General features: G+C 44.2%; 16 protein-coding genes. 6 read left to right on the top strand and 10 right to left on the bottom strand.

All coding sequences use genetic code 11. From position 1 onward, the window contains the following. Positions 1-398: 398 nt before the first annotated feature. The 5 genes from QVA83_RS18850 (at position 399) to QVA83_RS18830 (ending at position 5850) form a co-directional block, all read left to right on the top strand. Positions 399-1517, top strand: coding sequence for a TonB-dependent receptor (locus tag QVA83_RS18850; protein WP_014975544.1), 1119 nt, complete (start codon positions 399-401; stop codon positions 1515-1517). Between the two features lie 19 nt (positions 1518-1536). Then, positions 1537-2334 (top strand): substrate-binding periplasmic protein, encoded by a 798-nt coding sequence (locus tag QVA83_RS18845; protein ID WP_014975545.1) that lies wholly within the window; start codon positions 1537-1539, stop codon positions 2332-2334. A 146-nt stretch (positions 2335-2480) separates the two neighbouring features. Next, a complete protein-coding gene (locus QVA83_RS18840; RefSeq protein ID WP_156077838.1) occupies positions 2481-3818 on the top strand; it encodes an alginate export family protein in 1338 nt (445 codons plus the stop codon). 142 nt (positions 3819-3960) lie between these two features. Continuing rightward, on the top strand, positions 3961-5232 hold the full coding sequence (locus QVA83_RS18835) for an NRAMP family divalent metal transporter (RefSeq protein WP_156077839.1): 1272 nt from the start codon (positions 3961-3963) through the stop codon (positions 5230-5232). A gap of 147 nt (positions 5233-5379) precedes the next feature. Next, complete coding sequence (locus QVA83_RS18830; RefSeq protein WP_014975548.1) at positions 5380-5850, top strand: hypothetical protein; 471 nt, start codon at positions 5380-5382, stop codon at positions 5848-5850. A 9-nt stretch (positions 5851-5859) separates the two neighbouring features. Here QVA83_RS18830 and glyA read toward each other — a convergent pair whose 3' ends face one another. Then, on the bottom strand, positions 5860-7116 hold the full coding sequence (gene glyA, locus QVA83_RS18825; RefSeq protein ID WP_156077840.1) for a serine hydroxymethyltransferase: 1257 nt from the start codon (positions 7114-7116) through the stop codon (positions 5860-5862). Positions 7117-7287: 171 nt separating this feature from the next. On the opposite strand from glyA, the gene QVA83_RS18820 reads away from it, so the two are divergent. After that, entirely contained in the window at positions 7288-8145 is an 858-nt protein-coding gene (locus tag QVA83_RS18820; RefSeq protein WP_014978205.1) for a LysR family transcriptional regulator, read from the top strand. A gap of 90 nt (positions 8146-8235) precedes the next feature. Here the strand turns inward: QVA83_RS18820 and QVA83_RS18815 are convergent, their stop codons facing one another. The 9 genes from QVA83_RS18815 to QVA83_RS18775 all read right to left on the bottom strand — a co-directional run bounded on the left by QVA83_RS18815 (position 8236) and on the right by QVA83_RS18775 (position 11779). Next, positions 8236-8565, bottom strand: a complete 330-nt coding sequence (locus tag QVA83_RS18815) for a zinc ribbon domain-containing protein YjdM (RefSeq protein WP_014948132.1) — start codon at positions 8563-8565, stop codon at positions 8236-8238. Between the two features lie 24 nt (positions 8566-8589). Then, entirely contained in the window at positions 8590-9045 is a 456-nt protein-coding gene (locus QVA83_RS18810; RefSeq protein ID WP_061439325.1) for a GNAT family N-acetyltransferase, read from the bottom strand. 52 nt (positions 9046-9097) lie between these two features. Further along, positions 9098-9526: a GNAT family N-acetyltransferase gene (locus QVA83_RS18805; protein ID WP_044583803.1), complete on the bottom strand. Its 429-nt coding sequence runs from the start codon at positions 9524-9526 to the stop codon at positions 9098-9100. A gap of 35 nt (positions 9527-9561) precedes the next feature. Next, positions 9562-9930 (bottom strand): YnfA family protein, encoded by a 369-nt coding sequence (locus tag QVA83_RS18800; RefSeq protein ID WP_061439330.1) that lies wholly within the window; start codon positions 9928-9930, stop codon positions 9562-9564. Between the two features lie 64 nt (positions 9931-9994). Next, positions 9995-10246: a hypothetical protein gene (locus QVA83_RS18795; protein WP_014948136.1), complete on the bottom strand. Its 252-nt coding sequence runs from the start codon at positions 10244-10246 to the stop codon at positions 9995-9997. 71 nt (positions 10247-10317) lie between these two features. Then, on the bottom strand, positions 10318-10584 hold the full coding sequence (locus QVA83_RS18790; RefSeq protein WP_231513031.1) for a hypothetical protein: 267 nt from the start codon (positions 10582-10584) through the stop codon (positions 10318-10320). Between the two features lie 128 nt (positions 10585-10712). Then, on the bottom strand, positions 10713-10991 hold the full coding sequence (locus QVA83_RS18785) for a hypothetical protein (RefSeq protein ID WP_156082065.1): 279 nt from the start codon (positions 10989-10991) through the stop codon (positions 10713-10715). A gap of 66 nt (positions 10992-11057) precedes the next feature. Further along, the gene (locus QVA83_RS18780) at positions 11058-11339 is read right to left on the bottom strand and encodes a hypothetical protein (RefSeq protein WP_156077841.1); all 282 of its coding nucleotides are present in this window, start codon (positions 11337-11339) and stop codon (positions 11058-11060) included. 152 nt (positions 11340-11491) lie between these two features. Continuing rightward, positions 11492-11779, bottom strand: coding sequence for a hypothetical protein (locus QVA83_RS18775; RefSeq protein ID WP_156077842.1), 288 nt, complete (start codon positions 11777-11779; stop codon positions 11492-11494). Between the last annotated feature and the right edge of the window lie 150 nt (positions 11780-11929).

Raw genomic sequence — 11929 nt, 5'->3', positions numbered from 1 at the left:
TCTACATCAAGGTGACACAACAAAGAGTACGGACATTTTAAACTCGCCCTTCGGGAAGGTCTGGCAAGCTTCCTAGCTTCATTCTGGGAATTTGAAAGGAAACAGCCAATCCTGCATTCCCACGCTTCGCTAGGAAACTTGCCAGCGCCTTCTGAGTTGGTAATGATCTATGCGGATTGGTATATCTGCCGCCTCGCGGGGGGCGATTAATTTGCTTGAGTCACTTCACAGAAGTCTGACCTTAACAAATGATCTTTTTTTAAGGTTTGCTCAGTATTGTTAGTACTGAAGGATTTATTTTGGTGCGCGATACACCTAAGCGCTTGAACGCCCCTCATGTTTCTTAGAGGCATTTTTTAGCAAAGGGTTCCCGCCAAAAATTCAATACAGGAACAGTAATGAACAAGCTACTATCCGCATTTTCTTTAGTTTCAATAGCCTCGTGCACCTCAAGCTTCGCTAATGCCGACGAACTTCCCTTTAATTTAAGCGGTCATGTTAGGGTTAACTACGGGCATCAAGACTGGCAAATTCCCGAGTTTAGAGATGGTTTCGAATTTGAATCATTCAAACTTGGCGTGTCGGGTGAGTCAGATCAATTTAGCTATAAAGCCGAATATCGATGGTACGAAAACACCGACTTCGACACAGTAAGGTTCGCCGACCTGACTTATCATTTCGATGAGCAAACCGAGATTACAGCAGGTATAACCCAAACACCGTTTGGTTTGCAGCCCTTTGCCAGTAACAACTTTTGGTTCTCGGTAAATTATTACCTTGGCTTCGAAGATGATTACGATGCTGGGGTGAAAATAAACCACGATTGGGGCAACTGGGATTTTCAAGCCGCCTATTTTATGAACGACGAGTACAACGATGCCGCTGAGTTCGGGCGCTATTCGTTCGACGTGGCGGACGACGGTGAATATCGAAATAAAGAAGACGGCCAATACAATTTACGTGCTAACTACACAGCAAACTTTATTCGCGGAGGCACTACCGATATTGGCGTGTCTTACCAATACGGCAACATCTTAAACCTGGATACCCTGGACGATGGTGATATGAATGCCTATGCCGTGCATATGCGCCATACCCAAGGCGACCTGAAGGTCGAACTGCAGTATATCGACTATGAATACGATTTGGCTGCACCAGAAGGGCAAGCGGACGATCGCATAGCGCTATCCTCTTTCACCTTCCCGTTCTTAGCCGCGGCCGACGGTAAAACCTATTCAGCAAACCTTGTGTACTCTGTGCCTTATAAGTTTACTCACATAGAATCACTTACTTGTTACTCAGAGTACAGCGTGGCAAAAGGTGAAGGAAGTGAAGGGAAAAACTCGTCGCAGTGGATAAACGGCTGTAGCTTTGGCTGGGATAAATTGTTTGTATATGTAGATAGTATCCAAGGCAAAAACATGTGGTTCTCAGGCGGTCCGGGCGTGGGACTCGACTTAGGTGGTAGACAAGAAACTACCCACCGCCTGAACATAAACCTTGGTATTTACTTCTAATCACTAACAGGACTTTGACATGCGATTACTATTAATAGCGACATTTATACTAGCGCTAGTTCCAATGCAAAGTTTTGCCCATGCGTGGATGAAACTGCGAATAGCGACCACAGAGTATGCCCCTTATACGTCAACTGACATGCAGCACGACGGTTATATCAATCACATTATCGCTGATGCGTTTTTAGAAACGGGCGTTGTGGTTGAGTTTGTATCTTTACCCTGGGAAGAAGCGCTTGAAGCAACACTGAAAGGCGAATACGACGCCATTTCATACGGCAATTTTGTGCGCGCCCGGGAAAGTGAGTTTTTCCACAGTAACCCTATTAGTGCGGAAAGCTTGGTGTTTTATGTTAATGCTGAAAAGGGTCCTGATACTTGGGCTGAATTAAGCGACTTAAAAGACCTGAAGATGGGCGTAACGGAAGGGTATTTATACAACGATGAACTTGCCGCTTACATTAAAAGCAGCAGTAATGTTGTGGAAAGTGCCACAGACAAAGACAATTTACAGGCGCTGATTGACGGTAAAATTGATGTTTTTCCCATTGATGAGTTAACCGGATGGTACTTGCTTCAGCGTGATTTCGATAGTGGCGACCGCAGAGATGTGATGCCCATTAAGCCGTTTATCTCAACTGTAACCACGCATCTGTTAGTGCCTAAAGGCGAAAGTGACAGTCAGCTTATTCTGTCGCTATTTAATAAAGGGTTAGAAGAGTTAACGCTGGACGGAAAACTGACCCGCTTTAAACGCCTTCTAAAAGAAGGCTACTATCAGCATCCGCAGAAAAAAGTGAATTTTGACAGACGTTAGCTGGCGTTTCAGGCCTAAGGGGCTATATAAAAGCCCCGCTGGCTAAACGCCAAAGGCATAGTAAATTAAACTAAAAGGGCAGTGCGATAATAAAAATAATCTATATACTTCAGTGCACATAATACTGATGTAATGGTTATTTCCTAATGCGCAGCCCTTTATTTGTGCGACTTTACGGGCGTGGTCGTTTTCGCTCGCTGTTGAGCACATGCCTGCTGCTAATACTCGTTGTTATTTGCCCGCTAGCCAATGCGTCGAGTGATGAAATAGCCTTTGATGTCTCTGGCTCGTTTAGAGTGCGCTACGAGTCGTTGAATAACCCTATATTTCCAACATCATCAGCTGCACGAGAACAAAGTAATCAGCGTCTTTCAACACGCTTTATCGTGAATTCTACGGTAAGTTATCAAAACCTCGCGGCAACGATCGAAATACGTGACTCGCGAGTATTTCTTGACGAAAACGATCCAACGCTAACGGCCAATCAGGTTAATACACTAGAGCCTACACAGTTTTTCATCACCTACAAACCTGAACGAGAATCTAGCTTATACGAAGTGTCTGCGATAAAGGTAGGGCGTATGGAGCTCGACTACGGTAGTCGCAGGCTATTGGCCAAAACAGCCTATCGCAATGCCACCAATAGCTATGATGGAATTGTGGTGGAAGCAAGAGTTGCAGATTGGCAAGTACATGGCGTTTACGTGCTGCCGGTATCTCGCTTTCCTACTGACAGTGAAAGTCTGGACGGGAACGAACGCGCGTTCGACAAAAGCTTTAGCGAACGAAAATTCTTTGGTGTGTACGCTGCGTCAAAAGACAACAACGTCAAGCTGCAAAGCTACTGGTTAAAAGAAGACGATAGTGAAGCGCTTGCCACCAGAAACCGTGATCTGTACACATTGAGTGTGGACTATACCCAGCCTTTCGATAATGGCCTGATAACAAATATAGAGGTGGTGGGGCAAACGGGAACTTCTTTTCAAACCGCATCTGCTAACGATACAGACGAGAAAGACGTTCGTGCATATATGCTGTTTGGTTATGTTGGGAAACAGGTTACAGACAACACCTTTCTTAGAGCTGAAGTTGACTATATCAGTGGCGACAACGACACAAGCGATGACACAATCTCTGACTTTGATACCTTATACGGCGTGCGACGTTTTGATTTCGGACCTACTGATGTATATCAGGCTATGCCACGTAGAAACCTAAAAGCAGTGGGGCTTCGAAGCGTGTCTAAGCCAGCAAAAGCTCACAATATTATGCTTGGTTACAAAGCCATGTGGTACCAAAAAGCACCTCAAGACGTGGACAGTTTCATTGGCCATCAAGTGGAAGCTCGCTGGCGTTATCAAGTGCGACCCGAGTTGCGATTAGTGCTAGGTGGAGCCTACCTCAAAAAAGGAGAGGGTTTTGCGCGTGGAGATTACAGCGACAACAGCGCCTTTTTATTCACTGGCGCTTTGTATACCTTTTAAAATCTCCGGCTAAATAGCCCGCGTAAACTGGGTACAGCTGCTTACACTACAAGCCATGCAGATGAGCGCGTACTCTCTTTTCTGTTTATTATATTACTGATATGGTTAACGGCTATTTTGAAATGCCCATTTAGAGGTTGCCTTGTCGTATTCAGCTGAAACATCGTTTTTTGCCCGTTGTATTGCACTATTAAAATTACTCGGCCCGGGTGTGCTTATGGCAACAGCGGCGGTAGGCGGTAGTCACTTAGTAGCATCAACTCAAGCGGGGGCGAAGTTTGGTTGGCAGTTAGCGCTGCTTATATTGGTAGTTAACTTACTCAAATACCCATTCTTCAGAGCAGGCGTTAGCTACACCATCAGTACAAAACAAACCCTTCAGCAAGGGTACTTGGGAATGGGACGACGATATTTGGCCATTGCCTTGGGTTTGAATACCATTGCGTCGGTGGTCAATGCTGCAGCGCTGTTGTTGTTTGCAGCAAGCTTACTGTCGTATTTTATTCCTTTCGATATCGCCATAACGTTGTCAGCTTCAGTGGTTTTGGCACTTATTTTAATCATTCTACTCGCTGGCCATTTTGAAGGATTGGACAATATCGCCAAAGGCATAATGGGTGTGCTTGTGGTGGCGACAGTCGCCGTATTCGTGGTGGCACTAAGCAATTATTCTGCTTCACCAGTACCTGCCGTGGCACCGCCTTCGCCTTGGACGCTCGCTACATTAGGCTTTTTAGTCGTCACAATGGGGTGGATGCCTGCGCCTATTGAAATATCGTCCATTACTTCACTTTGGTTAAAGCGCCAGTGCAAAGGGCAAGCCGTAACGCCAAAGTCGGCCCTTTTCGATTTTAATTTAGGTTATGCAGTGACGGTGCTACTCGCATTGTTGTTTTTGGGCTTAGGTGCATTAATTTTGTATGGCAGCGGTACAGAGCTAAGTACCAGCGGTATCGGCTTTTCCCATCAGTTAATTAGCATGTACTCATCAACCATTGGACAGTGGGCGCATTGGCTTATCGCACTGGTTGCATTTTTGTGCATATTTGGTTCGGCGCTAACCGTTTACGATGGTTATGCGAGGGTGGTTGCCGAAGCAATAGCGCTTCTTTTTAATAAAGACAAAAACGCACGAAATACGCTGGTAACGCCGGTGTTGCTGTTTATGGCAGTGGCGAGTTTTATTATTGTGTTGTTCTTTAAATCTGCGCTATTGGCAATGTTAGGCTTTGCGATGACGCTGGCCTTTGTTACTACTCCAATGTTTGCTTGGCTTAACCATAAGCTTGTGACACAAACCAAGCTTCATCAAGACGCGGCACCAAACGTGGTAGTGAAGCTGCTTAGCTATTTAGGCCTAATCTATCTATTTGGGTTTTTAATGGTGTTTATATGGTGGAAGTGGTTTAGCTAGTCACTTCCTACCGGAACGAGAGCGCAAAGCACTTTAGGTGCTGCGCAAGTCTCGCCTTAGTAAATTAGTTTAATTACGCGCACTTATGCGAGCCCTAGCGCAATACTCATCTATACTGTAGATGACATCGTTTGAGGAGTTCGCAGCTTGGTGCGTGGCAAAAAACTATTTCCTTCAACCCTTTTATTATGGGGTAAGCGTATCATGCTGCTTTCACTTATGAGTGCGGCAATGTGGGGCTGTTCAAAAGAACCGCAGCAAACTATCCACTGGCACAATGCTTACGATATTGAGCGCGAACTTCATCTTTTGGGGCAGCAAGAAGACCCTCGCGAAATCTACAAAAGGCTTCAAGGTATTAAGCAACAAGCTTCGCTACAGCTTTCTCAAATGCGTGAAGCAGGTAATCAGGACCCGCTATTTAGGGAATGGTTGGAGTCGCTACGCATTAGCTTATCGTTAGCCCCCTTGTACGGCGATACCATTGAAACGTGTAGCGTGTGGCAAGGCGCCATGGAAGACGCTTGGGGAGTGGGAATAGTGCAGTTTAATGAACGAGCCAAACTCGTGTGGCGGGTAATGGTGGCTACCTGCAACGCACGAGTTCGCTCGGTATAGTACTAGGTTTTACTTAGTATAAACGGGGCGAGCCGCTGTTAGCGTTGCCACTTTATCTATCACTTGCTGTACTACTGTATTGTCTTCCGGCGCTGTTAACACATCACAAATCCAATGGGCTAATTGAGCACAGTCTTCTTCACTAAAATTGCGTGAAGTGACCGCAGGTGTGCCAATCCGAATACCACTTGTAACGAATGGCGACTGCGGGTCGTTGGGTACTGTGTTCTTATTTACCGTTATATTCACGCTATTTAATATCGCGTCGGCTTCTTTCCCCGTCATTCCTTTGCTTACAAGACTTAGCAGGAACATGTGGTTGTCGGTTCCATTAGATACTACGTCAAAGCCACGCTTCATAAACACATCAGCCATAGCTTGTGCATTAATGACTACCTGCTTTTGATAAGCGCGGAACTCTGCTGTCATGGCTTCTTTAAGCGCTACCGCTTTTGCGGCGATAACGTGCATAAGTGGTCCACCCTGAATACCAGGGAAAATTAATGAATTGAATTTCTTTTCAAGCTCGGGGTTTGACTTACACATAATAAGCCCGCCACGAGGACCACGTAGTGTTTTATGGGTGGTAGTAGTAACCACGTGAGCCGCGTTAATTGGCGAGGGATAAACACCGGCCGCAACAAGGCCTGCAACATGTGCCATATCTACGAGTAAATACGCGCCTACACTATCAGCGATGTCTCTAAACTTCTGCCAGTCGACCACGCGAGAGTAAGCGGAAAAGCCCGCTACAATCATTTTTGGCTTGTGCTCTTTAGCCAAGGCTTCTACTTGGTCATAGTCAATTTCACCGGTTTCTGTGTTCAAGCCATACTGAATCGCGTTGTATAGTTTTCCCGAGAAGTTAGGCTTTGCACCGTGTGTGAGGTGCCCACCGTGATCAAGGCTCAACCCAAGAATGGTATCGCCCGGGTTTAATAGCGCCATATAAACTGCAGTATTCGCTTGAGAGCCAGAGTGAGGCTGCACATTCACATAGTCCGCTTCAAACAATGCTCTAGCTCTGTCGATAGCAAGCTGTTCTACTTTGTCCACCGCCTCGCAGCCACCGTAATAGCGCTTGCCCGGATAGCCTTCTGCATACTTATTAGTTAGCTGACTGCCTTGCGCCTGCATAACAGCTTTGCTGGTGTAGTTCTCCGATGCAATCAGTTCAATGTGATGTTCTTGGCGTTCGTTTTCTTGCGCAATAAATGCTGCGATATCTGGGTCTTGTTCGTGAAGGTGCTGGTTAAGTGGGTTCATGCTGGCTCCTAAATGTCATTATTTTGTATCTGATACTAGGAGTGTAAAAAGAATAAATAAAATTAATAAAAAATATGGCATTATAACTTTATTAAATGGACTTGTGAGCAAGTTTGGCATCAGTAAGGCAAAACAGCAGGCAAAGCTAATAGAGAGGTGTACAGCAAAGTAATGAAAAACTTATCGATAGATTTTCTGCGTTCGTTCGTGCTTATTGCACAGACGGGTAGCTACACTCAATGTGCCGAGCAGCTTCAGCGCACACAGCCTGCCATTAGCTTACAGATAAAAAAACTAGAAGAAATGATTGGGGAAAAGCTATTTTCCCGCGACAAAAACCGCTTGGCACTGACTGGCGCTGGTAGTCGCTTATTGTCGTATGGTGAAAAGATAGTGGCACTGAACGATCAGGCGATGGCCGAATTCGGCAAACCGCAGGTTACGGGAAATATTCGGTTAGGCATTCCCAGCGAATTTAGTACAACGCTTATGCCTAAAATTATTCGACGGTTCACGCAAACCTATCCGGAAATATCGCTAGAGGTGCATTGTGCGCTAAGTAAAGACTTACTTAGTGAGCCGCTTAAAAGTCAGTTCGATTTAATTCTTTCGCTACAAGAAACACCTGATCCTCAGCAAGACGGCTACATCATTTCAGATCAACTGGTATGGGTGGGGAGTCAGCGCTTTGTAAATAGCGTGCCTGCTAAACTGCCTATTATTGCTGCACCGTCGCCGTGTATTTACCGCAAGCGAGCAACTAATCTTTTATCGGCCATCAAAAAACCGTGGCAGGTGGTGTACACCATTGCTGACTTAAACGGCATACAAACGGCCATTAACGAAGGGCTGGGTATAACCGTTCTTGCAAAAAGTTCGGTGCCGCCTGGGCTACACGTTTTATCTAACTCAGAAAGTTTACCCGAGCTTGGGCATGTGGGTGTTTGTTTAGTTAACCCTCAGAAAGTGTCATCGAAAGCGATTAGCTTGCTTACTGAAACCATTACCAACGAAGTCGCAAACTTTTAACAGGAAATAGCAGGGGATAGCTAGCGCGCTTGCTAAACAACAACAAGGCAAGCGCACCGAAAGGAGTAACAGCTTTTCAATAAAGGCCGTCTATGCCTTTTTAACAAATTGTGCAGTCAGCATCATTTCACCCGCGCCATCTACCTTACAGTCTAGCTGGTGGTCTTTGGCATCTTTTACGTGTCGGATAACGGCTTTGGTTCCAATTTTAAGTACCAATGAACTGCCTTTTACCTTCAAATCTTTTGCTAGCGTAATTTTGTCGCCGGCGACTAACGGTGTACCGTTGAAGTCTTTAGCTGAGACTTCCTCTTCTACCTCGTTCGGGTTCCACTCGTGTCCACATTCAGGGCAAATAAGTAGAGGCTGATCTTCGTATACATATTCTGATTGGCAATGCGGGCAAGGAGGTAATGACATGTGGAGTTCTCTTAAAATACTAAATTAAAGCGCTCGGGTCATAAAGTGGCTGTTGGGATCGATTGAATAACTGCCAAATGGACTGCAATCAACAAAACCAAACTTTTTGTATAGGGTTCTGGCCGCTAAAAAGTAGTCTTGCGTTCCTGTTTCTAAACTTACCGAACTAAACCCTTTCATTTTCGCATGTTCTAGGGCAAAAAGTAATAACTGAGACGCTACACCGCATCCTCTGAACGGCTTGGCTGTGCGCATAGATTTTAGCTCGGCGCTATGTGTATCAAGGGTTTTAATAGCGACGCAGCCCGCAAGCTGTTGCTGCTTCCAGCCACTAAAAAAAGTAATGTTCGAAGCTTTTAGTGCTTCAACATCCAATGCATGTACGCTCTCAGGTGGCGATGTAGCATACATATCAGACAAATGCTCTTCTAAAAGCGCTAGCACTTCTCCTCCGGTGAGATCATCAATAATAATCTTCATGTGCTTTGGCCATTAGGTATATTCTGAGTAGACGGCGGTACAAGCCTGTTTGTTAAGTGCTTAAGGGTTTAGTCATGTTAAAAAAGCGGTCGTCTTCACTTTTAATGATAAATCCCACTTTTTTATAAAGCGAAACTGCAGGGCTAACTTTGAATACTCGTAAGTCAAGCGAGTTAGTATTGGCCCCTAACGCTAGTCTTTCTGCTTCTTCAATGGCAGCACTACCTATGCCTTTGTTCTGTGCGCTGGGTATGACCTGAAGGTCGCGCAATATACAGGTGTTACCGTCGTATTGAAGGCGCATCACCCCCACCGTTTCACTGTCTACTTGAATGTCGTAATTAATGAGCTCTGCGGTAACCCCAAGCACTTTTTCGGCGTCCCAATCAGGCGCAAACTGAGCGTAATAATCGCGCATGTTATTAAAGGTAAACTCAGCAGCCCTTGGTAGGTTCGTACTTGGAATAAAGGTAATCTTCATCGCGTTTTCTTCGTTATTTATTGCAAGCAAGACTCTTATCCGTGACTTCTTGGTGCGAACATAATTATCGCCATACCAATCAAAGCGACAAAGGTGCCCACCAAGTCCCATAACGTTGGCTTCACACCATCAATAAGCCAAAGCCACATAATAGCCATAAAAATATAAACACCACCGTAAGCGGCGTATACGCGCCCGGCAGCGGTTGGGTGAAGTGATAACAGCCAAGCAAAAAGCGCGAGCGATATAGCCGCTGGTACTAACAACCATATGGACTTGTCTTCTTTCAACCATAAATAGGGCAGATAGCATCCAACGATTTCAGCAAGTGCAGTAATAACAAACAAACCAATGGTTTTTAATTCCAACGGGCAGACCTCTTTTGAAATACTGATGGTGAGCAATCAATGCTCTTTGAAAAGGGCATTAGAGCGCCACTCGCACGCCATGCTAGGAAACTATCTTTCACTAGTTATCGTCGCTTTCAGAGCTAAACAAGCCTCTAAAAAGCGCGGTAAGTGCTCCAGACACCGTATCTTCTATAGCATCGTTTTTGTGGTCACGCTTTTTGCTGTATCGGTTAGTAGATTCTTCTCGCTGTCTTTTTTCAGCACTGGCACTAGCCCCATCAAGAAAGTCTCTTGCAGCCCTATCAGAAGTTGAAGCGCACCCTGTTGAGATTACGCATATTGACAAGATTACTATCAATTTAATCTTCATGTTATCTAAATTCCTATCACCGTATAACATCTAATAAAGGGCATAATAAAGTGTAGCGTAACAACGAATCGTCATGTACTTTGCTTGCTCATACCTCTAATTGCAAAGAAGTAATAGATTAAAAAACCCAACCACGAAAAGAAAAGGGAAATGGCCCCCCATGCTAACTTGTGTATGCCTTTAGCTTTTTTGGATGTTAAGGCAATTAACGCTGGTAGAAGTGTAAGGCTGAAAAGCACGACAAAAATAATGATTTGCCAAAAACTCATATTAAAAGAACTCCTTATCTTTTGGTTTTTAATTACAAGGGCTGCACCAAGTTCACCGAATGTAGACATCTAACCTCTACTCGTTTCAATATCCATTGGTTTCAACGAATTATTTTTTATTTACTTGAACTACAGCCTATAGAATCAAATTTTCTGAATTACACACTATAGTCTTAATCGTCTTTTTGTTAAGACATTTACTGCGATTTTTGTTTTGAAGCGTGAGGCATAATAGCGTAAAAAACTGAACAAATTGCTATTACATAAAAAGAATGGAAGAAAAAGCCCACCATATTTAACGCATCTGCTTCACACTGTGTTTGCAGGCCAGAGCAAAAAAAGAACTCCACTACGAATGAAGACAGTACTCCTAAGCCAAAAATTGCCATATAACTGAACAACGGTTTGAGCTTTAGAATTCCAATAATCAGCAAAACAACAACTACTGGAATAACAATAATTAGCGGGGTCTGCATAAATCCCTCTTAGATTGATTTGGCTACTCACAATCCTGTGAAAGAAACTTGGTAGATTACGGCCTGTTAAACCAAATATAAACTGCATACAATAAACAACCAAGTTAGTGATATACCGAGTACTATTTTTAACGTTGGTAACTTAGTTTGTGTTAATGAATAAATCGCATATGAAGCGGGAATGACAGCGAGACAGCCTCCAAGTACTAAGCCTTTAAAAAATCCTGCGATTAGCCCCCATTCATCTGCAATAAATGCATAAGCCCAAGTGACTCCCCAGGCTACAAAGCAAAATGAAAGCAATAACTTGGCTATTCTGGCTTTTACCTTTACATTTTTACTTTTCATAAATATCCCGTTAGATAGTTACCAGAGGTAAATAACGACTTAACATTGTGTCTTCCCTAGGGAAGATACAGTCGTGAGACGAACTTGGCTGATTAGTAAGGCCGACATCTATTTTGAAAGCACATGGCTTAAGGCTACGTGAGCCGTGTTGTCTATTTCATCAGCTTTACTACGCATTGTTTGAAAGTCTCTACTTTCGCACTTAATTCAGGGGGGAGTATTTCGGTACCGTCTGTTAAATCTAGAATGCCTGACACTACTGGTTTGTCAGCTGTCGTATCTATCTTAGCATTTATGGTCATGGAAAAGTTGTAGCCGCTTGGGAGTAGAGATGCGCATTTTTGGACTGAATTTAAGGGAGCTGGGTTACTAAATGATTGAAAGGCTAACAGTGAAGATAGCAAAGTGGCTGAGCCAATAAAAAGAGCTCTTTTGTTCATGGTAATTCCTTTTAACGTATTTTGCTGTCCCAAACTTCGACCTTAACTGATCTACAAAGTTCTGTAGCTAACGTCGCAGCGAACGTGCTCATTGGCTTGATAATCATTGAGCCTCCTCCCTATCAGCATAAACAGAGTTTATCCTAATAG

The sequence above is a fragment of the Alteromonas sp. AO-Serp genome (genome assembly GCF_017849675.1).
Classification (GTDB): Bacteria; Pseudomonadota; Gammaproteobacteria; order Enterobacterales; family Alteromonadaceae; genus Alteromonas; species Alteromonas macleodii.
This window is presented reverse-complemented; position numbering and strand designations above follow the sequence as displayed.